This window comes from Novosphingobium guangzhouense, assembly GCF_002896965.1.
Lineage (GTDB): Bacteria > Pseudomonadota > Alphaproteobacteria > Sphingomonadales > Sphingomonadaceae > Novosphingobium > Novosphingobium guangzhouense.
This window is the reverse complement of record NZ_LYMM01000106.1, coordinates 59,553-79,735: the sequence shown is the minus strand read 5'-3', so window position 1 is coordinate 79,735 and position 20,183 is coordinate 59,553. Positions and strand designations below refer to the sequence as shown.

Genomic DNA, 20,183 nt, shown 5'->3' with positions numbered 1-20,183 from the left:
CAGCGCTACTCGCCCTTCTTGGGCTTGGTTCCGGTTCCGCTCATGGCCATGGCCACGCCATTTTCCAGGAATTGCTGGAACAGCTTGAGACCCATCTGGCCCATCGGCGCGACCTGTTTGGTCAGTTCGTTCAACTGGTCGAAATTGGTCGTGCCCTGCATCGCATTCGTCAGCGCATCCACGTAGGCTTCGTTGGCCCGCGTCACGTCCGGCAGCCCCAGAAATCGGCGTGCCTCTTCAGGAGAGCATTCGACCTCGACATTGACCTTCATCGCGCGGCTCCTGCTCAATTATCGCAGTATGACTGACACATGCGCTTGGCAAAGTCCATTGCAAGTGCCTTACTCGCCGCAAAGCGAACAGGAGAACAGACATGGCCACAAACACCGCGATTCCTACTTTGGACGGTGGCGGCACGATCCCCGCATATGTCGCTGAACCCGAAGGAACGCCGCGCGGCGCGATCATCGTGCAGCAGGAGATCTTCGGCGTGGACGAAGGAATCCGCCACAAGGCCGATCAGTGGGCCGCCAAGGGCTACCTCGCCGTTGCGCCCGACACGTTCTGGCGCCAGCAGCCGGGTATAGAGCTAAGCCCTTATATCGAAGCGGAAATGCAGGCCGCTCTGGACCATATGGCAGCCCATGACTTCGACCTTGGCATGCAGGACATCGAAGCCGTGATCCACTGGATTCGCCGCGAAAAGCAGGTCGCCAAGGTCGGCTTCGTCGGCTTCTGCATGGGCGGTAAAATCGCCTACATGGCCGCAGCGCGCACCGATATCGACGCCTCTGTGGGCTACTATGGCGTCATGATCGACCAAATGCTCGGCGAAAAGCACGCCATCGCAAAGCCGCTGATGCTGCACATTCCCACCGCCAACCATTTCGTCGACGCCGCCGCTCGGCAAGCGATGCACGATGGTCTGGACGATCATCCCAAGGTCACACTGCACGACTACGAAGGGCTGGACCACGGCTTTGCCGCAGAGATCGGCGCGCGCCGCGATGAAGCGGGTGCGCAGCTGGCGGATGGCCGCACCGAAGCCTTCTTTGCTCAGCACATAGGATAATCGCGATGACTGACGCATATCGCATGGTCGTGCGCTCGCACGGCGGGCCCGAAGTGATCGAGCGCGAGGATTTCGCCGTCCCCTCCCCCGCTGCGGGCGAAGTGGTGATCGAGACGGAGGCCGTCGGCCTCAACTTCATCGATACGTACTATCGCAAGGGGCTATACCCCGATGCCTTGCCGATCGCGCTGGGATCGGAAAGCGTCGGGCGGATCATCGCGCTGGGCGAAGGGGTGGAGCGCTTCACCATCGGCGAGCGCGTGGGCACCACGCAGAACGGCGGCGCCTATGCCACTCACCGGGCGATCCCGGCAGACAAGGCGATCCGCATCCCCGAAGAAATCGCGCCCGAGGTTGCCGCCGCCGTGATGCTGAAAGGTCTGACCGCCTGTTATCTGGCGGAAGAGACCTTCCCGGCGGAAGAAGGCGATATCGCCCTTGTCCACTCGGCCGCAGGCGGCGTCGGCTCGCTGCTGGTGCCCTGGCTGATCGACAACGGCGTGACCGTGATCGCGCATGTCGGATCGCCGGAGAAAGCCGCCGGAGTACCGGGACCGCACGTGCTCACCTGCTCGTTCGAGGAACTGCCGGACGCCGTGCGCGAAATCACCGGGGGCCAGATGTGCAGCGTCGTCTATGATGGCGTAGGCGCGGCCAGCTGGGATGCCTCGCTTGCCTGTCTTGCCCCGCTGGGCCTTATGGTAAGCTACGGCAATGCCTCGGGCGCGGTGCCGCCGATCTCGATCCTCGACCTCATGCGCGGCGGATCGCTGTTCCTGACGCGCCCGACGCTGGCGCACTACGTCGCTACGCCCGAGGCGCTGGAGGAAAGCGCGGACGAACTCTTCGCGCGGATCGCCGAAGGCGTGCTGGAGGTGAAAATCGGCCAGACTTTCGCACTGTCCGACGCGGCAGAAGCGCACCGCGCGCTGGAAAGCCGGGCGACCACGGGCTCTACGGTGCTGCTGCCCTGATTCCCTGATCGGCAACGGATAAAGAGAAAGGGCCCGGATCGCTCCGGGCCCTTTCGTTTTTCTCAGAACAGCGAGACGATGCCGAGCGCCGGGTCCACCCAGCCTTCGTAGATCATCTTCACCGCCACATAGAGGATGACGGCAAGACCGACCCATCCGATCCACTTGTAACGATCGATATAGCGGGCGATGAAATTGGCCGCGAGGCCCATCATGGCGACCGCGACGATGAGGCCCACGATCAGGATGCCCGGATGCTCACGCGCGGCACCGCCCACGCCCAGCACGTTGTCGATCGACATCGAAACGTCGGCCACCGCCACCGATATCGCGGCCGAGGCAAAGCTCTTGGGCGATTTGAGACCGGAAGTCTCATCCCCTTCGATCTCGGGCGAACCTGTCGAATGCTCTGCCGGGCTGTGTTTCAGTTCGCGGGACATCTTCCAGGCGACCCACAGCAGCAGCAGCCCGCCCGCGAAGATCAGGCCGACGATGCCCAGCAGCCAGGTCACGACGAGCGCGAAGCCGATGCGCAGCACCAGCGCGGCGATGACGCCGATGGCGATCACCTTCCGGCGCTGGTCCGAGGGCAACCCCGCCGCCAGCGCGCCGACGACGATGGCGTTGTCGCCCGCCAGCACGACATCGATCATCAGCACCTGCAGGAACGCCGAAAGCGCCGCCGGAGTGCCGATATTCGAGAAGTCGTTGACGATGTGCTGCCAGATCACCGCAGGGCCCTGAATCTCGGGCACTGCGGCGGCAAGCAGGGAGAGGATGCTCACGATCGCTGCTCCCCGCCCGGCTTACTGGTTCATCGTCGAGAAGAAGTCCTCGTTGGTCTTGGAGTCCTTCATCTTGTCGAGCAGGAACTCCATCGCGTCGACGGTGCCCATCTGCATGAGGATGCGGCGCAGCACCCACATCTTGGTGAGCTGGTCCTTGGGCACCAGCAGTTCTTCCTTGCGGGTGCCGGACTTGCCGACGTCCAGCGCAGGGAAGATGCGCTTGTCCGCAACCTTGCGATCAAGGACGATTTCGGAGTTACCCGTGCCCTTGAATTCTTCGAAGATGACTTCGTCCATACGGCTGCCGGTATCGATCAGCGCGGTTGCGATGATGGAGAGCGAACCGCCCTCCTCGATGTTGCGCGCGGCGCCGAAGAAGCGCTTGGGACGCTGCAGGGCGTTGGCATCGACACCGCCGGTCAGCACCTTGCCCGACGAAGGCACCACGGTGTTGTAGGCACGGCCCAGACGCGTGATCGAGTCCAGCAGGATGACCACGTCGCGCTTATGCTCGACCAGGCGCTTGGCCTTTTCGATCACCATTTCGGCGACCTGGACGTGGCGCTGCGCGGGTTCGTCGAAGGTGGAGGAGATGACCTCGCCCTTCACGCTGCGCTGCATGTCGGTGACTTCCTCGGGACGCTCGTCGACGAGCAGGACGAGGAGGAACACCTCGGGATGGTTGTCGGTGATGGCCTTGGCCATGTTCTGCAGCAGCACGGTCTTACCGGTGCGCGGCGGCGCGACGATCAGGGCGCGCTGGCCCTTGCCCTGCGGGCTTACGAGGTCGATCACGCGGGCCGACTTGTCTTTGACCGTCGGGTCCAGGGTGTCGAGGCGCAGGCGCTCGTTCGGGTAGAGCGGCGTCAGGTTGTCGAAGTTGACGCGGTGGCGCACGGCGTCAGGATCGTCGAAGTTGACGCTCTGCAGCTTGGTGATGGCGAAGTAGCGCTCGCCCTCCTTGGGGGCGCGGATTTCGCCTTCGACGGTGTCGCCGGTGCGCAGGCCCCATTTGCGGACCTGATTGGGCGAGACGTAAATGTCGTCCGGCCCGGCAAGATAGTTCGCCTCGGCATTGCGCAGGAAGCCGAAACCGTCCGGCAGCACTTCGATGGTGCCCTGCCCGATGATTTCTTCGCCGTCTTCAGCCACTTCCTTGAGGATGGCGAAGATCAGATCCTGACGGCGCAGCGTAGAGGCGCTTTCAACGCCCAGTTCCTCTGCCATTTCGACCAGCTCGGCCGATGACTTTTTCTTGAGTTCTTTGAGATGCATTTTTGGTGAATTCCAGATGGATTTGTAGTGTCGGCCAGATGGTTCGTCGCGGCGGGATCAATGGGCTTGGGGAAAGCGGATCCGGGCAGGAGAAAAGGCTCTCGCCCCATTGCCGGAACGCGGTTCAGATAAGCGTTCGCGCTCGCCCGGTCAACGAGTCAATCCGCAGAGCGGCAGGACGATGGGGTGAATCGAAATCCCTGCCGCCGTACAGTGCCACACGGCAGGAATTACGGCGCGGTCGTCAGAACGGCTTCACGACCACCAGAATGACGATCACCACGGCGGCAAGGCCCGGTATCTCGTTCAACATCCGCAGTTTCTTGCCGGTCAGCGGTCGTTCGCCGCGCGCCAGCTTCCTGGCATAGCCGGCCAGCCAGCCGTGATAGCCCGAAAGCGCCACCACGAAGAGCAGCTTGGCATGAAGCCACCCTTCGCTGAACGCACCCAGCGCAAGCGCTGTAAGCACGCCCAGAACCCACGTGAGGATCATCGAGGGAGTCAGGATGATCTTGCGCAGCTTCGCTTCACGATCGACCCAGCGCGCCTCTTCCGCCGAGCCGGGATCGCTTTCCTGATGATAGACGAAATAGCGCGGCAGCATGAACAGCCCCGCCATCCAGAAGATCACGAAGATGACGTGCCCGGCCTTCAGCCAGGGGTAGAGACTTGCGAGAATTGCCATGGTGCCTGCCCTTTAGCGCGTCGCAGCGCTTCCCTCAACGCTCCCAGTTGCGAACGATGGCGAGCAGTTGCTCGACATTCGCGATCGGGGTGTGCTGGCCGATGCCGTGGCCCAGATTGAAGACGTGGGGACGGTCCGCGAAGGCGTCAAGCACCGCGCGGGCCTGCTGGTCCAGCTCATCGCCGCCTGCAAGCAGCAGCAGCGGATCGAGATTGCCCTGCACCGGCAGCCCTTCGGGCAATTCGCGCGCGGCCCAGATCGGGTCGATGGTTTCATCGATTCCGACCGCGTCGACTCCCGTTTCGCGGGCATAGGCCGGAAGCTTTTCGCCCGAACCCTTGGGGAAGCCGATGATCGGAATCTCTGGATGGCGCGCCTTCACGGCAGCCGTGATCGCGGCATTGGGGGCGATCACCCAGCGTTCGAACTGCGCAGGCGAAAGACTGCCCGCCCATGAATCGAACAGCTGCACGGCCTCTGCGCCCGCCTCGATCTGGCCGCACAGGTATTCCACGGTCACCTGAATCACCGCATCGATGATCGCACCGAAGGCCTGAGGGTCACGATAGGCCATCGCGCGGGTGTCATGCTGATCCCGGCTTCCCTCGCCGGCGACCATATATGTCGCGACGGTCCAGGGCGAACCCGCGAAACCCAGCATCGTCTTGTCCACAGCCAGTTCGGCGCGAACCTTCCGCACCGTTTCGTAGATTGGGGACAGTCGTTCGGGCACCTGAGTCAGCCCCGAAAGCGCGTGATCCACAAGGCGCGGAGTCAGCTTCGGGCCTTCGCCGGCAAGGAACTGAAGATCCTGGCCCATTGCGTAAGGCACGATGAGAATGTCGGAAAACAGGATCGCACCGTCGAAACCGAAGCGGCGGATCGGCTGCAAGGTGATTTCAGCGGCGGCGTCGGTATCATAGACCAGCGCCAGAAAACCGCCCTTCTCGGCGCGTAGTTCGCGGTATTCCGGGAGGTATCGGCCCGCCTGCCGCATGAGCCAAAGCGGTCGCCTGCGCGCGTTGTTTCCGCGCAAAGTGTCGAGGAGAATTCCGGGCATCGCGTCACGTCCAAACAAAAAATAGAAATTTTATAAAAGGATGATGGAGTCTGTTGGCCCTGTGGATATCGGGGATTGGCCCGCCTTGCCCGATTTACCCCCGGATGAACAGGTCGAAGAGTCAGATGCGACTCTTGGCCCCGGTTGAGTCAACGAAAGGTTGTTCGCCTTGTCCACAGGGTGTGGGAAGAGTCAGTCGCCCTGTACAGAAACTGACTCGGTGAATCCCCATAGCGGGCAGGAAAAGCCCGACCCGAGTTGTCACCGGGCTCCTCCCATGGTTTATGCCGCCACATATCCACACCCCCTGCCCTTTGGAGGCCCTGAGCCGGCATGGCGCGTTTCCACCTTCATCTGCTGTCAGATTCCACCGGCGAAACGCTGGAGATGATCGCCAAGGCGGCGCTGGCGCAGTTCGACGACGACGGCGAAGTGCTCCGGCATTTCTGGCCGATGGTCCGTTCGCAGCAGCACCTCGACCGCATCATGGGCGAAATCGCGGCCAATCCCGGCCTCGTCTTCTTCACCCTGGTGAACGAGGAAACGCGCGGGCGGCTTGAGGAAAAGTGCCAGCAGCTTGGTCTGCCCGCGATCGCGGTGCTCGATGGCGTGACCGATGCGCTAGAGGCATTGCTGGGCCAGGAAGCCAAGGGTCGGCCCGGCCGCCAGCACCGGCTCGACGATGCCTATTTCGCGCGCGTCGATGCGATCCAGTTCACCATTGCTCATGATGACGGCGTCCTGTGGGAAGAGTGGGAAGAGGCCGACATCGTTCTGGCCGGGGTATCGCGCACCAGCAAGACGCCGACTTCGATCTATCTGGCCAATCGCGGGTACAAGGTTGCGAATATCCCGATCGTTGTGGAAAGCCCGCCGCCGCCGATGCTGTTCGGCCTGCGCCATCCGTTGGTGGTCGGGCTGACGACGGCGCCGGATCGCCTCATCCAGATCCGCCGCAACCGCCTGCTTTCGCTCAGCCAGTCGCCGGATACCGATTATGTCGCGACCGATGCGGTGGAAAGCGAACTTAAATATGCGCGCCGGATGTTCGCCGACAATTCATGGCCGGTGATCGACGTCACCCGCCGCTCGATCGAGGAAACCGCCGCGGCGGTGATCAACCTTTTCAACGAACGCAAGGCTGCGGGTCAAACCGGCCAGGTCGGCCCCAAGCCCATCTGACGAAAGACTATCATGATCGTTCTCGCATCCCAGAGCGGCTCGCGCCGCGCCATGCTCGAAGCGGCGGGCATCGCCTTTCACGCGCAGCCTGCGCATGTCGATGAACGCGGCATCGAAGCGGCGCTGGGTGACGCTCCGGCGGCCGAAGTCGCGCTGGAACTGGCCAGGGCCAAGGCCCACGATGTTTCACGTGAAACATCGGGGGCGGTTGTGCTTGGCAGCGATTCCCTTGTGTTCTGCGGCGGGCGACGCTTCGACAAGCCGACGAGCAGGGAGAACGCGGCCGAACATCTGCGCTTCTTTTCGGGCAAAGTGATGGAGCTGCACAGCGCGGCTGCTCTGGTGCGGGACGGCGAAGTGCTCTGGGCCGAAAACGCGGTGGCGCAGCTTCACGTAGCGGACTTGTCCGATGCCTTCATCGAAAGCTACCTCGATGAGGAATGGCCCGAAGTTGCCGCCTGCGTTGGCGTGTTCCGTATCGAGGGGCGCGGCGTTCAGCTTTTCGAGAAGATCGAAGGCGATTATTTCACGATTCTGGGCATGCCGCTTCTCAAAGTGCAGGCGGCGCTGCGCCGGTTGGGAGTGCTGACGCGATGACACGCTATGCCGAAGTGATCGGCGATCCGATCGCGCAGTCCAAATCGCCCGCGATCCACAACTTCTGGCTCTCCGAACTGGGGATCGAGGGGCGATACGATCACTGCCTCGTCAAGCTGGAAGACCTTGGCGACTATCTGGCCAGGCGTCGCGCCGATCCCGACTGGCGCGGGTGCAATGTGACTATGCCGCACAAGCTGTCCATCCTGAAGCTGATGGACCGGCTGGACCCCCTCGCCGCGCAGATTGGTGCGGTGAATACCGTGGTGCGGGAAGCTGACGGTACGCTGACGGGTTACAACACCGATGCACCGGGCTTTCTGGAGCCGGTGCGCGAAGAACTGGGCAAGACTCACCTGTTCCGCATGGCCCGCATTCTGGGCACTGGCGGTGCTGCGCGGGCGATCATCGCTGCATTGGCCAAGGAACACTTCGTCATCGTCCTTGCGGGGCGCGATCCGGCCAAGGCCCGCTCCATGCTCGATGAACTCGCCCCCGGCGGTGAGCATCATGCCATCGGTCTGGATCACTTCGCCGATGCCACCGATTTCGCCTTCGACGATCGCGAACAGTGCTTCGACCTTGTCATCAACGCCAGTCCGCTGGGCATGACCGGGCAACCGCCGCTGTCCTTCGACTTCAGCCATGCGCCGCCGCGCAGCGTCGTCTACGATATCGTCACCAGCCCGCTCGACACCCGGTTCCTGCAGGATGCGCGCGCCGCGGGGTTTGCGACGGTAGACGGTCTTTCCATGCTGATCGGGCAAGCGGACGCGGCGTTCACGCACTTCTTCGGAGCACGCCCTCCCCGCGATCGCGATGGCGCCTTGCGCCAGCTGATCCTGTCATGATGATGCGTTCATGAAAGTTCGCTCATGAAAGTTCGCTCATGAAAATTCTGGGCCTCACCGGATCGATCGGCATGGGCAAGTCAACGGTTGCGCAGATGCTGCGCGATCTGGACGTGCCGGTATTCGATGCCGATGCGGCGGTCCATGAACTGGAGGGGCCGCGCGGCGCGCTGGTGCCGCTGATCGAAGCCGCCTTTCCCGGCACAACCAATGAGTCAGGTGTCGTCAGACCCCTGCTGGGTGCGGTCGTGTTCCAGGACAAGGACAAGCTGGCGACGCTGGAGCGAATCGTCCACCCGGCCGTGGCAGCGATGCGCGGGGACTTCCTGCGCGACAATGCAGAGACGCCGCTGGTCGTTTTCGACATTCCGCTGCTTTATGAAAAGGGCAGTGAAAAGGGCCTCGATGCGGTGGCGGTAGTCTCTGCCCCGGCGGAGGAACAACGCCGTCGCGTGCTTTCACGGCCCGGCATGACGGTGGAGAAATTCGAACAGATTCTGGCACTTCAGGTGCCCGATGCGGAAAAATGCGCCCGCGCCGACTTCATCATCGACACGGGCCTGACGCTGGATGCGACGCGCGAACAGGTGGCTGGCATCGTGCGGGCGTTGAGACGAGCCGAATAATCCTCTCCAGCCCCTTGCACATGGGGGCGCACAGGCAGATATGGAGAGGGATGAGAGAGATCATCTTCGACACCGAAACGACCGGCTTCGACCCGAAAAACGGGGACCGCATGGTGGAAATCGGCTGCATCGAAATGGTCAACCGGGTGCTGACCGGCCGGACCTATCACGCCTACTTCAATCCCGAACGCTCTATGCCCGCAGAGGCGGAAGCCGTTCATGGCCTGTCCGATGCATTCCTGGCCGACAAGCCGCTGTTTTCGGCCTGTGCGCAGGAATTCCTCGCCTTCATCGAAGACAGCCCGATGGTGGCGCATAACGCCAACTTCGACTTCAACTTCATCAATGCCGAACTGGCGCTTTGCGGCCTGCCGACGGTGGCGATGACGCGCATGGTCGATACCGTGGCGCTGGCCAAGGTGCGCCATCCGGGCGCCAAGCTGTCGCTCGATGCGCTCTGCACCCGCTACGGGATCGATCGCAGCCACCGTACCAAGCACGGCGCGCTGCTGGACTCCGAACTGCTTGCCCAAGTTTACGTGGAACTGCGCGGAGGCCGCCAGATCGGCCTCGAACTTTCCGCAGAATCCGCTGAGATCGTGACGGAAATCAAGGTTCTCAACAAGAAGGACCGTATCTTTCGTCAGCCGCGTCCCCACGCGGCTACCGAGGAGGAACTCGTTGCCCACGCAGCGTTTCTTGAATCGGTCGATACCCCGCTCTGGGGTGCCTGAACTCTAAGTCTAAGGAGAAACGCCCATGGATATTCGCGTCTCTGGTCACCAGGTCGAAACCGGCGAGGCCCTGCAGGTCCACGCCAACGACAAGCTCACGGCGATCATCGAGAAGTATTTCAACCGGGCGCTGTCGTCTCACGTCACTTTCGGCCGAGCGCCGGCCGGGGCGTTCAAGTGCGACATCATCATGCACGTGATGCAGAACCTTGTGCTCAAGGGCAGCGGCATGGCGCAGGATGCGCATGTCGCCTGCGATCAGGCGGCCGAAAAGATCGACAAGCAGCTGCGCCGCTACAAGCGCCGGCTCAAGGACCGCTCCGAGCAGACCGCCCATGCGAATGCGGCGGAAGAAGCGGCCTACACCATCTTCGAAGAGAACGTGGCCGATAACGACACCGATGACGTCGAAACCGATGCTCCGGTGGTCATTGCCGAAACCCGCGTCGATATTCCCGAAGCCACCGTTTCCGACGCAGTCATGATGCTCGACCTGCGTAATACCACGGCGCTTTTCTTCAAAAACGCTGGCACCGGGCGGCATAATATGGTCTACCGCCGCGGTGACGGGTCGATCGGCTGGGTCGAACCGCACTGACGCTTTTCGCGCACAGCTTCTGATCGCAATGAGAGGAAGAAACGAACCCCCGGTTTCACGCCGGGGGTTTCGGAGTATGCAATGTTGGCAACCGGTCTAGTATCAGAAACACAATGAGTGGGCTTTTTTCGCTGTCGCCAGAGGCGGTCATCACGCTCGACGCAGACAGCAAGGACATCATCCTTGACCGCCTCGCGGGTCAGTTCGCCAAAGTCTATGGTCTTGACCATCAGGCCGTGCTGGCGCGCGTGACGGAGCGTGAGCAACTGGGCAGCACCGGTTTCGGCCGACGCATCGCGATACCCCATGCGCGCATGGCCGGACTGACGCGACCCGTCGCCGTCTTCATGCGTCTGGCATCGCCAGTGGAATTCGAATCCGCAGACGGCATGCCGATCGATCTCGTGTTCGGCCTGCTTTCTCCCGAAGGTGCGGGTGCCACTCACCTTCATGCGCTGGCGGCGATCTCGCGCATGATGCGCGACGAACGCATGCACGAAGCGCTGCTGGCCGCTCCTGGCACCGAAGCGCTCTACAGCCTGCTGAGCAACGTCATCGACCGCGATGCCGCCTGAAGACACCGGCGAAGGTTTCCAGGGCGGCGCAGGGCTTCACTGGCGCGCGCTGGAGGGGTTGTACGCCTCGGCCCCGATCAATCAGATGTTCCGCTCCAAGCTGGAAATCGTCGGGGACGGGCATTCGCGCATCACTTTCATGGTCGAACCGGACTGCTTTCATGCAGCCGGCGCGGCGCATGGCACCATCTATTTCAAGATGCTGGACGATGCCGCCTTCTACGCCGCCAATACGCATGTCACGGATCGCTTCCTGCTGACCACCTCGTTCAACCTCCACTTGTCCAAGCCGATCAAGGGCGGGCGCATCGTGGCCGAAGGGCGCTGGGTAAGCGGCCGTCGTCGCGTGATGGTGGCGGAATCCTGGCTCACGGACGAAGATGGTGAAGAGTGCGGGCGCGGCACCGGCACGTTCATGCGTTCGCGCATCGCGCTGTCCAGCCTCCCCGGCTATTCTCTGCCGCAGGGCTGATGGATTCCCGCCTTCCCGCTCACCTTGAAGTTGCCGGGCTGATCCGCCGCGTAAATGCGGATGGGGGATTCGCAACCGTGCTGGCCAAGGGCGAACAAGACGCCGGTACGATTCTTGTCGTACTATCGCACAACGGCAAAGACGTGCGCCTGTATGAGCGAATGCCCGAACTTGACGGCACCCGGCCCTGGCGATGTTCCAGAATGCAGGCTCCTGAAAACCCTTTCGAATTTCAGGAATACCTGGATCGAAGAAAGCGTCAGGATCCCGATGTATGGATCGTCGAACTCGACGGCGCAGAGGCTGAACGCTTCATCCTGCCCTGATCTGGTGCGGGTTGACTTACCCGACACACAGCCTAAAGGCCCCCTTCACTGACGCGAAAGCGGCGTGGGCAGCACTTCGGTTGCCCTGCTAGCACGCAGACGGGGGATCGTCGGCAGGCTCGACGGATACTGAACGCCATAACCTGGCATTCCGTTCCAGCCTGTGTCGGACCGGTTCACCGCCTTTGACCAAGTATGAATGCGAAAGAAAGTTGAGTGGGCAAGCGCGATCGCGCTGGCCGCGACGGTTCTCACCGCTCTTCTAGGCGCCTCGGGTTCGGGCGCAGCCGCATCGGATTTCATTCCGACGCTGGTAGAAACGAAACCCGCCCCGCAGTTCGTTTCCGAACCGGTCGTGCAGGCGCTTCCCGCCACAGAGACCGAGGCCGAGGAAACCGACACCCCCGATGCGGATTCCCTTCAGCAGCTGGTGTCTCAGCAGGAGACGCCGGATGCGATGTCGCGCGATATGCGCTGCCTTGCCGGCGCGATCTACTTCGAGGCGCGCGGTGAATCGCTGGAAGGCCAGCTTGCCGTTGGCCGCGTGATCGTCAACCGCACCAAGTCCGGCCGGTTCCCGACCAGCTACTGCGGCGTGGTGTACCAGCCCTCGCAGTTCTCGTTCGTGCGCGGCCGCTCCATGCCCGCCGTCCGCGAAAGCTCGGCCAGCTGGCAGGAAGCCGTGGCCATCGCCCAGATCGCCGAGGACGGCGTCTGGAAGAGCAAGGCCAAGGGTGCGCTGTTCTTCCACGCCAAGCGCGTCTCGCCGCGCTGGAGCAAGCTGACGAAGCTGGCTCAGGTGGACAACCACATCTTCTATCGGTGAAGGTTTAGGGGAAGTTCCGGGGCAATTGCCCCGGAACCCTATACTGCCGTCGTCACGCCCTGCAGCCGCCTTTGCGCTGCGGGGCGATTTTGTGTGAGATGACAGCGCTGCAGGGATTTGAATTGCGGCCATGAATGCGCGCACAGGCATGCTGCGCGCGCAAGGCCGACAGTAGGGGGTCTGGGGCGATGGCCCCAGGTTCCTTTTTCGCTTAAGCCGCCTTCAGCTCTACCCACACAGGCGCGTGATCGCTGGCCTTTTCCCGCCCGCGATGAACCTTGTCGACGCCGCAGGCCACCAGCCGGTCCGCCAGTTCGGGCGACAGCAGCGAGTGGTCGATGCGGAAACCGTGGTCGCGCTGCCAGGCGCCGGCCTGATAGTCCCAATAGGTCCACACGCCGCCGCGCGGATTGTGGGTGGCCAGCGCGTCGGTCCAGCCGTCTCCGAGCAGGCGGAAGTAGGCGTCGCGCGATTCCGGCTGCATCAGGGCGTCTGCGGCCATTGCCGAGGGCGCCCAGACATCGCGGTCGGTAGGGATGACGTTGTAGTCGCCGGTGACGATCGCAGGGACTTCCTCTGCCTTGATCGCGTCCATGCGGCGGCGCAGGCGTTCCATCCAGCGCAGCTTGTAATCGAACTTGGGGCCGGGCACCGGGTTGCCGTTGGGCAGGTAGATGCACACTACCCGCACCCCGAAGACCTGCGCTTCAAGATAGCGCGAATGTTCGTCCTCGGGCTCTCCATCAAGGCCGCGCTGCACTTCGACGGGCATTTCGCCGTCTGCCAGGATGGCAACGCCGTTGAAGCCCTTCTGGCCGTGCCAGATGCCCTTGTAGCCCAGCTTCTCGAACTCTGCGATCGGGAAGCCTTCGTCCTGCGTCTTGATTTCCTGCAGGCAGGCGACCGCGGGGCGGGTTTCCTCCAGCCATTCGAGCAGACGGGGCAGGCGCGCCTTCACGCCGTTGATGTTGAAGGTGGAGATCTTCATACCGAGAAGCTGGACCCGCAGCCGCAGCCTGCCGCTGCATTCGGGTTTTCCACCCGGAAGGCGGCGCCGCCCAGCGATTCCACGAAGTCCACCACGCAGCCCTGCACCAGATCGAGGCTGACGGAGTCTACGAGGAGCTTCACCCCGTCCGTCTCGGCGACGCTGTCGTCCGCTTCGGGGGCGTCGGCCAGACCGAACTTGTACTGGAAGCCCGAGCAGCCCCCGCCTTCGACGGCAAGCCGCAGGATTGCGGGCTTGCCCTGCTTGCTCGCGATCGCGGCAACGCGCGCGGCGGCCGATGGGCTGAGGGTTACGGTCTGCTGTTCCATGGCCCCGATGTAGGCGCGGCGCGACCCTTCCACAAGCTACAGGGTGAGCGGAGCCGGCGCAGCCCTTCCCCGCTCAGGTCGAGGCAGTCGAAACCCTTACGCCGTCTGTATATAATCGCGCATGGCGGCGGCTTCGTTCTCGATCTTGTCGATCCGGTATTTCACGAGGTCACCGATCGACACGAATCCCACCATCCGGCCGTCCTTCACGACGGGCAGGTGGCGGATGCGGCGGCGGGTCATCAGTGACAGCGCGGCCATGACCGAGGTTTCCGGCTCGGTCGTCACCGGAAGCGCGGTCATGATGTGGCCCAGCGGCATGTCGAGCACCGCGGGGCCGATCTCGCGGAGTTTGTAGATAACGTCGCGCTCGGAAAAGATTCCCGCGATTTCATCGTTTTCCATCACCGGCACCGCGCCGATGCGGCGTTCGGCAAGGATGGCGGCGGCATCGCGCACGGACATGGCGACGTCGCAGGTGATCACGGCGTCGCGGCCTTCGATAATGCGACCAATGGTCATCGTCAGCTCTCCCTGTGGTTGAAAGGAGCCTCTGTTCCCGCAGTTTGCCCCCGTAGCGCAGCGTATCACAGCCGCGCACCGCTCGTCACGTGATGCTTGCGATGCGGCGTCATCAGGGCCAGATAGGGCGCGATGATACCGGCTTCTCCCCTCGACGATCCGCACAAGGCGGCCCATGCCTGGGCTCGCTATCTGCGCATCATGCGCTGGATGATGACGATCACGGTGGGGCTGGTGATCGGATCGGTGATCCTGCTTTATCGGTCGAACGGGATGGTCTCGATCCATTTCTACATCGCGACGGCGCTGGGGATTGGCTTTACGATGCTGCTGGCATCGGCGCTGATGGGGCTTGCCTTCCTGTCGAGCGGGACGGGGCACGACGAGGCGATCGTCGACCCGCTTGAGGACGATAATCCCTACAAATAGGCGCGCTTATCCGCGCGGGGCGTGAAGCCGGAATTCTTCCACCGGTTCGCCGCCGATGAGATGGCGCTGGATGATCTGTTCCAGCACGTCTTCATTGCAGGAATGATACCAGACGCCATCGGGCCAGACGACCGCGACCGGCCCGGCGTGGCAGATGCGCAGGCAATCCGCCTTGGTCCGCGCAACTCCGCCTTTTCCGTCGAGTCCGAGCTGTTTCAGCCGCTTCTTGAGGAATTTCCACGCGGCCTGCCCCTTTTCGGGAGAGCAGCATTCGCCTTTCTGCGGTTCGGCGCAGATGAAGATGTGGCGCTGGATCAGGTCGCTGCCGGTCTTGGCGAAAGCTTCTTCGGCTTTGGCGATGGCGTGGTGGCTCATGGGCGCAGTTTCCATTGTTCTGCCTGTTGGGCAAAAGTTGCGGGCATCGGCGCGGGGCCATCCGGCCCTACCGTCACCATGGTCGAGCGGGCGAAGGCGACGATCCTGTCGTCCTGAGTCATCAGCTGGACAAGACCGTGGCTGGTCCGCCCGACATGCTCGATCGCGGTGTGGATGGTCAGCGCATCGGGATAGTGACCTTCGCCCAGATATTCGATGGCAAGGCTGACGATCATCGACGACAAGCCACCCAGCCCGTCGCGATAGCGGCTGGCGCGGTGAAAGCGCACGCGGCCGTCCTCAAGGAATCCGGCCATCGCCACATTGTTGATGTGCATGTTGACGTCGAGATCGCCGAAGCGCGGCTCGATGCGGCAGGAAAAGGGATAGCGCGCCGGGTCGATCAGCGCGGGATCAGGTTTTGGCATACCCGCTGAAAGTAGGAAGCGCAGGGGGCAAGGTCCAGCCCACGCGGGCGATGGATCAGCCCTTCTTGCCCACGATCCGCGCGATTTCGGCGGCGACGAGGCGTTCCACCATCGGGGGCAGGTTGCGGTCCAGCCATTCCGTCAGCGCGGGGCGCAGCAATTCGCGAGTCAGCGCTTCGAGCGATGTTTCGCCGGAGCGGACGATCTGCGGCTGCGCGCCCGGTTCGGACAGCATGGCCAGCGCCGCCAGCGATTCGCGCATCGAATCGCGGGCGTGATCGTGCATCAGCGGAGCATCCTCCGAGGTTTCCGCCACAGGAATTTGCGCCGCTTCCTGAAGTTCGAGGATGTCGTCCTCATCCTCGTCGGTATAGGTCGGTTCCGGTTCGCGCATCAGGCGTTCCGTCCGGCTGGTGCGGGTTTCGAGGCGGGAATCGCGCGCGATGACCTGCTTGATCGACTGGAGGATCTCCTCCACCGAAGGTTCACCGTTCTGACGCATCTGCCGCGAGTCCCTGTTATCCAGCGCATCCGATATTCAGCGCATTCAGGCCCTTATCCTTAAACGGGATCAGGGCTCCTGCGAAGCGGGAATCTTGCCGTCCTGCACCGGCGTGTCAACGGTGCGCGTGGAACGGGCCACGGGCGCATCGTCATCATCCCAGTCGAAGAACTTGCCGCGCACCCGTTCATAATTGACGTTGGGGTCGTAAAGCGTCCCGCCATCAAGGTTGAGATCGCGCGCTTCGGCCTTGCCCATCGCGGCCAGCAGGGTGAACCCGGCGACGTAGGCATTGCGCCGCGCCGTCACCAGAGTCACCTGCGCGTTCAGCAGTTCGCGTTCCGCATCGAGGATATCCAGCACGGTGCGGCGGCCGACCGTGTTTTCCGCGCGCACGCCTTCAAGGCTGAGCGCGGCGGCGTCCACTGCCACTTGCGAGGAACGGATCAGGTCGTTCGACGCGGTGTAGGACGTGAAGGCGGAACGGACCTGCGCGATCACGTCACGCTCGGTCGCGATTTCCTGTTCCAGCGTGGCCGATGCCGTGGCGGTCGCCTGACGGCGCTGCGCGGCGGGAAGGCCGCCCTGGAAGATCGGGATCGACAGCTGCGCCCCGGCCTGCGCCGAGGAATCGCTTTGCGCGATGTTTGCGTTCACCGCGCCGCGCGCCAGCGTGTTGAAGTAGTTGTTGTAGGTGCCCTGCCCGAACAGCCGCAGCGTGGGCAGACGGCTTGCGCCCGCGACGTCGATATCCTTGTCCGCCGCCTTGCTGCGTTCGCGCGCGGCGATGATGTCCGGGTTAGCATCGAGCGCGATCATCGCCGCTTCGCTGGCATCGGCGGGAAGGTTCGGCAGCGGCGGCGGCGCGTCAAGCGCTTCGGGCGCATGGCCAACGAACCGGATGTAGGTTTCGCGCGCCGCGGCAAGATTGGCTTCGGCCGTCAGCAGATCGCTCTGCGCCGTGGCCAGGCGTGACTGCGATTGCGCAACGTCGGTGCGCGTGAGGTTGCCGATCTGGAACCGGTCGTTGGTGGCATCGAGGTTGGTCTGCAGGACGGCCACGTTCTTGCGGTTTAGCCCGGCGATCGCTTCGGTACGGATCACGTCCATATAGGCCGCGACGACCTGCGAGAACACGGAGGCTTCGGTCGCGCGCAGATCGGCTTGCCCGGCGCCGACGCGGAACTTGGCGGCCTTGATGCGGTTCTTGACCGCGCCGCCCGAATAGATGGGCACGCCCAGCTGTGCATCCGCCGTGAAGATCTTGGACGGCGCCGTAAGCGAGTTTTCGCTCTGCTTCAGGTTCTTGACGTAAGTTTCGGTCGTGGTGAGGCTGGGAAGTCCTGCAGCCTTCGCGATCGGCACGCCTTCGTCCGTCGCGCGCTGCTGGGCGCGCGCGGCCTCAAGCGTAGGGTTGGTCTGATAGGCGGAAACGAGCGCGTCGCGCAGGGTGTCGGCCCGCGCAGGCGCGCCGGCCGACAGTATCAGACATCCCCCCGCGAGCAGCCCGGAACGCCACGCGATCCGGGCCATGCTCAGAAGCTCCAGCGTTTGGGAGCGGCAAATTCGGGAAGCACGGGAATCCCCAGCTCCGCCAGCGGCAGCAGCGAGGTCACGCCACCGGCCTTGGTGCCGGCGGCAAGACGGGTCACGCCGCGCTCGGTCACGCCGGTTACCACGCGGCCGCCTTCGGCAAGGCGCGCGGACAGGGCATCGGGAAGCACTTCGATGGCACCGTCGACGACGATGAGATCATATTCACCAGTAGCGGCTTCGGCAGCAGCGGCAGGCGCCACGGCGTCGAGCGAGCCGACCAGCGGGCGCAGCAGGGTGGCAAGGTAGCCTTCGCCATCACCCACGATCAGCGCCTTGTCGGTCTTGGCCGGGGCAGCTTCCTGCAGCATCTTGCCCTGTACCAGCGGTGCGCCCAGGAACTTGCCATCGCCCAGCGGCACGGCGCGATCGATATAGGCGGCATCGCGCATTTCGGCAGGCACGAAGTTTTCACGTGGAACACCCGCCATCGCTTCCAGCACCCACGGTTCGTTCACGCCGCTGGTGCGCAGCTGGCTGACGATCATGGCGCGACGGGCTTCGGAAAAGTTGGTGGCAGGAGCCGACCGGTCCTCGGTCAAGGTCATTCGTGTATTCCCTCACTCGCTCGCGGGGTTTGCGGCAGATAGCTGCAATCGCGAAGACGACACTATGCGGCCGCTTCTATGCGAACCGGCCTCTCAGGCCAAGCCCCATGAAACAACGCCCGTCGATCCGATCAAGCACTTTGACGATCACCGCCGCTCGTCCTATGGACCGGCGCAAATCCGACGTAATCCGCCAGATCGGGCCAAAAGACCGGAGCAAAAATTCCATGACAGAAATGGTGACCATCCGCGAAGAGGACCTCATCGAGTCCGTCGCAGACGCATTGCAGTACATCAGCTACTACCATCCGATGGATTACATCCGCGCGCTGGGCGATGCCTACGAAGCGGAACAGGGCCCGGCCGCGAAGGACGCGATCGCCCAGATCCTGACCAACAGCCGCATGTGCGCCGAAGGTCACCGCCCGATCTGCCAGGACACCGGCATCGTCAACGTCTTCATCGAATGGGGCCAGAACTGCCGCCTCGAATCCGACCGCAGCTTGCAGGAAGTGGTCGATGACGGCGTGCGCCGCGCCTACAACCACCCCGAGAACAAGCTGCGCGCCTCGGTGCTGGCCGACCCGGCCTTCACCCGCCGCAACACCAAGGACAACACCCCCTGCGTGCTGTCGGTGGAAATGGTGCCGGGCTCGAAGATCTCGGTCGACGTTGCGGCCAAGGGCGGCGGCTCGGAAAACAAGTCCAAGTTCAAGATGATGAATCCCAGCGATTCCATCGTCGACTGGGTGATCGAGATGCTGCCCCAGATGGGCGCCGGCTGGTGCCCGCCGGGCATGCTGGGCATCGGCATCGGCGGCACGGCGGAGCACTGCGTCAAGCTGGCGAAGCAGAGCCTGATGGAACCGATCGACATGGCGCAGCTCAAGCAGCGCGGCCCCCAGAACGACATCGAGGCGCTGCGGATCGAGATATTCGACAAGGTCAACGCGCTGGGCATCGGTGCGCAGGGCCTCGGCGGCCTGGCCACCATCCTTGACGTCAAGATCCTTGACTGGCCGTGCCACGCGGCGGGCAAGCCCGTGGCGATGATCCCCAACTGCGCCGCCACCCGCCACGCGCACTTCACGCTCGACGGCTCCGGCCCCAGCTTCCTTGAAACCCCGAACCTCGACGAATGGCCCGAGGTGGAATGGAAGCCGAGCAAGGAAGCGAAGAAGGTCAACCTCGATACGCTGACCGCCGAAGAGGTGCAGAGCTGGAAGCAGGGCGATCGCCTGCTGCTCAACGGCAAGATGCTGACCGGCCGCGACGCCGCGCACAAGCGCATCGCCGACATGCTGGCCAAGGGCGAGGAACTGCCCGTCGATTTCAAGGGCCGCGTGATCTACTACGTCGGCCCCGTCGATCCGGTGCGCGAGGAAGTCGTCGGCCCGGCCGGCCCGACCACCGCGACGCGCATGGACAAGTTCTCCGACACCATGCTCGACCTTGGCCTGCTTGCCAGCATCGGCAAGTCCGAGCGCGGCCCGGCAGCCACCGAATCCATCGCCAAGCACAAGTCGGCCTACCTGATGGCGGTAGGCGGCGCGGCCTACCTTGTCGCACGCGCGATCAAGGAGGCGAAGGTCGTCGGCTTCGAGGATCTGGGCATGGAGGCGATCTACGAATTCACCGTGCAGGACATGCCGGTGACCGTCGCGGTCGATTCCGAAGGCAAGAATGTCCACACGCTGGCCCCGCCGGTGTGGAAGACCAAGATCGCCGAAGAACACCTTCTGGCATAACCCGATCGCCCCCTTCTCCATGGGAGGAGGGGGCTTCGACAAGTTCAGGCCGACCCTGTGCTTGTCGAAGCCCCTTCGAC

Annotated in this window: 27 protein-coding genes; 14 read left to right on the top strand and 13 right to left on the bottom strand. The window is 63.3% G+C overall.

Annotated features, from left to right (window positions below):
- Nucleotides 1-5: 5 nt before the first annotated feature.
- A complete protein-coding gene (locus tag A8V01_RS27430) occupies nucleotides 6-272 on the bottom strand; it encodes a DUF6489 family protein (protein WP_103099401.1) in 267 nt (88 codons plus the stop codon).
- Nucleotides 273-373: 101 nt separating this feature from the next.
- On the opposite strand from A8V01_RS27430, the gene A8V01_RS27425 reads away from it, so the two are divergent.
- Together A8V01_RS27425 and A8V01_RS27420 are read left to right on the top strand one after the other, a co-directional pair.
- Nucleotides 374-1,072 carry a dienelactone hydrolase family protein gene (locus tag A8V01_RS27425; RefSeq protein ID WP_103099400.1) on the top strand — a complete coding sequence of 233 codons (699 nt, stop codon included), beginning with the start codon at nucleotides 374-376 and terminating at the stop codon, nucleotides 1,070-1,072.
- Between the two features lie 5 nt (nucleotides 1,073-1,077).
- Nucleotides 1,078-2,046, top strand: a complete 969-nt coding sequence (locus tag A8V01_RS27420; RefSeq protein ID WP_103099399.1) for a quinone oxidoreductase family protein — start codon at nucleotides 1,078-1,080, stop codon at nucleotides 2,044-2,046.
- Nucleotides 2,047-2,108: 62 nt separating this feature from the next.
- Here the strand turns inward: A8V01_RS27420 and A8V01_RS27415 are convergent, their stop codons facing one another.
- From A8V01_RS27415 to hemE, 4 genes are all read right to left on the bottom strand, one after another.
- Nucleotides 2,109-2,831, bottom strand: coding sequence for a TerC family protein (locus tag A8V01_RS27415; RefSeq protein ID WP_103099398.1), 723 nt, complete (start codon nucleotides 2,829-2,831; stop codon nucleotides 2,109-2,111).
- A 21-nt stretch (nucleotides 2,832-2,852) separates the two neighbouring features.
- Nucleotides 2,853-4,109 carry a transcription termination factor Rho gene (gene rho, locus A8V01_RS27410; RefSeq protein ID WP_103099397.1) on the bottom strand — a complete coding sequence of 419 codons (1,257 nt, stop codon included), beginning with the start codon at nucleotides 4,107-4,109 and terminating at the stop codon, nucleotides 2,853-2,855.
- A 244-nt stretch (nucleotides 4,110-4,353) separates the two neighbouring features.
- Entirely contained in the window at nucleotides 4,354-4,794 is a 441-nt protein-coding gene (locus A8V01_RS27405) for a CopD family protein (RefSeq protein ID WP_103099396.1), read from the bottom strand.
- 34 nt (nucleotides 4,795-4,828) lie between these two features.
- Entirely contained in the window at nucleotides 4,829-5,854 is a 1,026-nt protein-coding gene (gene hemE / locus A8V01_RS27400; protein WP_103099395.1) for a uroporphyrinogen decarboxylase, read from the bottom strand.
- 333 nt (nucleotides 5,855-6,187) lie between these two features.
- Here hemE and A8V01_RS27395 point away from each other — a divergent pair, with 333 nt between their 5' ends.
- The 10 genes from A8V01_RS27395 (at nucleotide 6,188) to A8V01_RS27350 (ending at nucleotide 12,641) form a co-directional block, all read left to right on the top strand.
- Entirely contained in the window at nucleotides 6,188-7,036 is an 849-nt protein-coding gene (locus tag A8V01_RS27395; protein ID WP_103099394.1) for a pyruvate, water dikinase regulatory protein, read from the top strand.
- A gap of 12 nt (nucleotides 7,037-7,048) precedes the next feature.
- On the top strand, nucleotides 7,049-7,633 hold the full coding sequence (locus tag A8V01_RS27390; RefSeq protein WP_103099393.1) for a Maf family protein: 585 nt from the start codon (nucleotides 7,049-7,051) through the stop codon (nucleotides 7,631-7,633).
- Nucleotides 7,630-8,484, top strand: coding sequence for a shikimate dehydrogenase (gene aroE / locus A8V01_RS27385; RefSeq protein WP_103099392.1), 855 nt, complete (start codon nucleotides 7,630-7,632; stop codon nucleotides 8,482-8,484). Before A8V01_RS27390 ends, aroE begins: the two co-directional genes overlap by 4 nt.
- Before the next feature lie 38 nt (nucleotides 8,485-8,522).
- Nucleotides 8,523-9,110, top strand: coding sequence for a dephospho-CoA kinase (gene coaE / locus A8V01_RS27380; protein WP_103099391.1), 588 nt, complete (start codon nucleotides 8,523-8,525; stop codon nucleotides 9,108-9,110).
- 50 nt (nucleotides 9,111-9,160) lie between these two features.
- On the top strand, nucleotides 9,161-9,844 hold the full coding sequence (gene dnaQ / locus A8V01_RS27375; protein ID WP_103099390.1) for a DNA polymerase III subunit epsilon: 684 nt from the start codon (nucleotides 9,161-9,163) through the stop codon (nucleotides 9,842-9,844).
- Nucleotides 9,845-9,869: 25 nt separating this feature from the next.
- Nucleotides 9,870-10,442 (top strand): ribosome hibernation-promoting factor, HPF/YfiA family, encoded by a 573-nt coding sequence (gene hpf, locus A8V01_RS27370; protein ID WP_103099389.1) that lies wholly within the window; start codon nucleotides 9,870-9,872, stop codon nucleotides 10,440-10,442.
- Between the two features lie 113 nt (nucleotides 10,443-10,555).
- Nucleotides 10,556-11,017 carry a PTS sugar transporter subunit IIA gene (locus A8V01_RS27365; RefSeq protein ID WP_103099388.1) on the top strand — a complete coding sequence of 154 codons (462 nt, stop codon included), beginning with the start codon at nucleotides 10,556-10,558 and terminating at the stop codon, nucleotides 11,015-11,017.
- The gene (locus A8V01_RS27360; protein WP_103099387.1) at nucleotides 11,007-11,489 is read left to right on the top strand and encodes a PaaI family thioesterase; all 483 of its coding nucleotides are present in this window, start codon (nucleotides 11,007-11,009) and stop codon (nucleotides 11,487-11,489) included. The genes A8V01_RS27365 and A8V01_RS27360 overlap by 11 nt, the downstream gene beginning before the upstream one ends.
- Entirely contained in the window at nucleotides 11,489-11,815 is a 327-nt protein-coding gene (locus tag A8V01_RS27355; RefSeq protein ID WP_103099386.1) for a DUF1491 family protein, read from the top strand. Before A8V01_RS27360 ends, A8V01_RS27355 begins: the two co-directional genes overlap by 1 nt.
- A 199-nt stretch (nucleotides 11,816-12,014) precedes the next feature.
- Nucleotides 12,015-12,641, top strand: a complete 627-nt coding sequence (locus A8V01_RS27350; protein WP_103099385.1) for a cell wall hydrolase — start codon at nucleotides 12,015-12,017, stop codon at nucleotides 12,639-12,641.
- Between the two features lie 211 nt (nucleotides 12,642-12,852).
- Here A8V01_RS27350 and xth read toward each other — a convergent pair whose 3' ends face one another.
- The 3 genes from xth to A8V01_RS27335 form a co-directional block, all read right to left on the bottom strand.
- A complete protein-coding gene (gene xth / locus A8V01_RS27345; RefSeq protein ID WP_103099384.1) occupies nucleotides 12,853-13,629 on the bottom strand; it encodes an exodeoxyribonuclease III in 777 nt (258 codons plus the stop codon).
- Nucleotides 13,626-13,958, bottom strand: a complete 333-nt coding sequence (locus tag A8V01_RS27340; protein ID WP_103099383.1) for a HesB/IscA family protein — start codon at nucleotides 13,956-13,958, stop codon at nucleotides 13,626-13,628. The genes xth and A8V01_RS27340 overlap by 4 nt, the downstream gene beginning before the upstream one ends.
- Nucleotides 13,959-14,054: 96 nt before the next feature.
- The gene (locus A8V01_RS27335) at nucleotides 14,055-14,480 is read right to left on the bottom strand and encodes a CBS domain-containing protein (RefSeq protein ID WP_103099382.1); all 426 of its coding nucleotides are present in this window, start codon (nucleotides 14,478-14,480) and stop codon (nucleotides 14,055-14,057) included.
- A gap of 132 nt (nucleotides 14,481-14,612) precedes the next feature.
- Here A8V01_RS27335 and A8V01_RS27330 point away from each other — a divergent pair, with 132 nt between their 5' ends.
- Nucleotides 14,613-14,909, top strand: coding sequence for a hypothetical protein (locus A8V01_RS27330; protein ID WP_103099381.1), 297 nt, complete (start codon nucleotides 14,613-14,615; stop codon nucleotides 14,907-14,909).
- Between the two features lie 6 nt (nucleotides 14,910-14,915).
- Here A8V01_RS27330 and A8V01_RS27325 read toward each other — a convergent pair whose 3' ends face one another.
- From A8V01_RS27325 to A8V01_RS27305, 5 genes are all read right to left on the bottom strand, one after another.
- On the bottom strand, nucleotides 14,916-15,284 hold the full coding sequence (locus A8V01_RS27325) for a (2Fe-2S) ferredoxin domain-containing protein (protein ID WP_103099380.1): 369 nt from the start codon (nucleotides 15,282-15,284) through the stop codon (nucleotides 14,916-14,918).
- Nucleotides 15,281-15,712 (bottom strand): acyl-CoA thioesterase, encoded by a 432-nt coding sequence (locus tag A8V01_RS27320; RefSeq protein WP_103099379.1) that lies wholly within the window; start codon nucleotides 15,710-15,712, stop codon nucleotides 15,281-15,283. Before A8V01_RS27320 ends, A8V01_RS27325 begins: the two co-directional genes overlap by 4 nt.
- Nucleotides 15,713-15,767: 55 nt before the next feature.
- Nucleotides 15,768-16,214 (bottom strand): DUF2497 domain-containing protein, encoded by a 447-nt coding sequence (locus tag A8V01_RS27315; RefSeq protein ID WP_103099378.1) that lies wholly within the window; start codon nucleotides 16,212-16,214, stop codon nucleotides 15,768-15,770.
- 69 nt (nucleotides 16,215-16,283) lie between these two features.
- Nucleotides 16,284-17,747 carry a TolC family outer membrane protein gene (locus A8V01_RS27310; RefSeq protein ID WP_103099377.1) on the bottom strand — a complete coding sequence of 488 codons (1,464 nt, stop codon included), beginning with the start codon at nucleotides 17,745-17,747 and terminating at the stop codon, nucleotides 16,284-16,286.
- A gap of 2 nt (nucleotides 17,748-17,749) precedes the next feature.
- Complete coding sequence (locus A8V01_RS27305) at nucleotides 17,750-18,355, bottom strand: protein-L-isoaspartate O-methyltransferase family protein (protein ID WP_103099376.1); 606 nt, start codon at nucleotides 18,353-18,355, stop codon at nucleotides 17,750-17,752.
- A 227-nt stretch (nucleotides 18,356-18,582) separates the two neighbouring features.
- Between A8V01_RS27305 and A8V01_RS27300 the strand changes: the two genes are divergently transcribed.
- Complete coding sequence (locus A8V01_RS27300) at nucleotides 18,583-20,103, top strand: fumarate hydratase (RefSeq protein ID WP_103099496.1); 1,521 nt, start codon at nucleotides 18,583-18,585, stop codon at nucleotides 20,101-20,103.
- Nucleotides 20,104-20,183 lie beyond the last annotated feature (80 nt).

What these genes read in the sequence shown, in the direction of transcription:
- A8V01_RS27430 (WP_103099401.1), bottom strand. Translation starts at nt 272, where the DNA reads ATGAAGGTCAATGTCGAGGTCGAATGCTCTCCTGAAGAGGCACGCCGA.
- A8V01_RS27425 (WP_103099400.1), top strand. Translation starts at nt 374, where the DNA reads ATGGCCACAAACACCGCGATTCCTACTTTGGACGGTGGCGGCACGATC.
- A8V01_RS27420 (WP_103099399.1), top strand. Translation starts at nt 1,078, where the DNA reads ATGACTGACGCATATCGCATGGTCGTGCGCTCGCACGGCGGGCCCGAA.
- rho (WP_103099397.1), bottom strand. Translation starts at nt 4,109, where the DNA reads ATGCATCTCAAAGAACTCAAGAAAAAGTCATCGGCCGAGCTGGTCGAA.
- A8V01_RS27405 (WP_103099396.1), bottom strand. Translation starts at nt 4,794, where the DNA reads ATGGCAATTCTCGCAAGTCTCTACCCCTGGCTGAAGGCCGGGCACGTC.
- hemE (WP_103099395.1), bottom strand. Translation starts at nt 5,854, where the DNA reads ATGCCCGGAATTCTCCTCGACACTTTGCGCGGAAACAACGCGCGCAGG.
- A8V01_RS27395 (WP_103099394.1), top strand. Translation starts at nt 6,188, where the DNA reads ATGGCGCGTTTCCACCTTCATCTGCTGTCAGATTCCACCGGCGAAACG.
- A8V01_RS27390 (WP_103099393.1), top strand. Translation starts at nt 7,049, where the DNA reads ATGATCGTTCTCGCATCCCAGAGCGGCTCGCGCCGCGCCATGCTCGAA.
- aroE (WP_103099392.1), top strand. Translation starts at nt 7,630, where the DNA reads ATGACACGCTATGCCGAAGTGATCGGCGATCCGATCGCGCAGTCCAAA.
- coaE (WP_103099391.1), top strand. Translation starts at nt 8,523, where the DNA reads ATGAAAATTCTGGGCCTCACCGGATCGATCGGCATGGGCAAGTCAACG.
- dnaQ (WP_103099390.1), top strand. Translation starts at nt 9,161, where the DNA reads ATGAGAGAGATCATCTTCGACACCGAAACGACCGGCTTCGACCCGAAA.
- hpf (WP_103099389.1), top strand. Translation starts at nt 9,870, where the DNA reads ATGGATATTCGCGTCTCTGGTCACCAGGTCGAAACCGGCGAGGCCCTG.
- A8V01_RS27365 (WP_103099388.1), top strand. Translation starts at nt 10,556, where the DNA reads ATGAGTGGGCTTTTTTCGCTGTCGCCAGAGGCGGTCATCACGCTCGAC.
- A8V01_RS27360 (WP_103099387.1), top strand. Translation starts at nt 11,007, where the DNA reads ATGCCGCCTGAAGACACCGGCGAAGGTTTCCAGGGCGGCGCAGGGCTT.
- A8V01_RS27355 (WP_103099386.1), top strand. Translation starts at nt 11,489, where the DNA reads ATGGATTCCCGCCTTCCCGCTCACCTTGAAGTTGCCGGGCTGATCCGC.
- A8V01_RS27350 (WP_103099385.1), top strand. Translation starts at nt 12,015, where the DNA reads ATGCGAAAGAAAGTTGAGTGGGCAAGCGCGATCGCGCTGGCCGCGACG.
- xth (WP_103099384.1), bottom strand. Translation starts at nt 13,629, where the DNA reads ATGAAGATCTCCACCTTCAACATCAACGGCGTGAAGGCGCGCCTGCCC.
- A8V01_RS27340 (WP_103099383.1), bottom strand. Translation starts at nt 13,958, where the DNA reads ATGGAACAGCAGACCGTAACCCTCAGCCCATCGGCCGCCGCGCGCGTT.
- A8V01_RS27335 (WP_103099382.1), bottom strand. Translation starts at nt 14,480, where the DNA reads ATGACCATTGGTCGCATTATCGAAGGCCGCGACGCCGTGATCACCTGC.
- A8V01_RS27330 (WP_103099381.1), top strand. Translation starts at nt 14,613, where the DNA reads ATGATACCGGCTTCTCCCCTCGACGATCCGCACAAGGCGGCCCATGCC.
- A8V01_RS27325 (WP_103099380.1), bottom strand. Translation starts at nt 15,284, where the DNA reads ATGAGCCACCACGCCATCGCCAAAGCCGAAGAAGCTTTCGCCAAGACC.
- A8V01_RS27320 (WP_103099379.1), bottom strand. Translation starts at nt 15,712, where the DNA reads ATGCCAAAACCTGATCCCGCGCTGATCGACCCGGCGCGCTATCCCTTT.
- A8V01_RS27315 (WP_103099378.1), bottom strand. Translation starts at nt 16,214, where the DNA reads ATGCGTCAGAACGGTGAACCTTCGGTGGAGGAGATCCTCCAGTCGATC.
- A8V01_RS27310 (WP_103099377.1), bottom strand. Translation starts at nt 17,747, where the DNA reads ATGGCCCGGATCGCGTGGCGTTCCGGGCTGCTCGCGGGGGGATGTCTG.
- A8V01_RS27305 (WP_103099376.1), bottom strand. Translation starts at nt 18,355, where the DNA reads ATGACCTTGACCGAGGACCGGTCGGCTCCTGCCACCAACTTTTCCGAA.
- A8V01_RS27300 (WP_103099496.1), top strand. Translation starts at nt 18,583, where the DNA reads ATGACAGAAATGGTGACCATCCGCGAAGAGGACCTCATCGAGTCCGTC.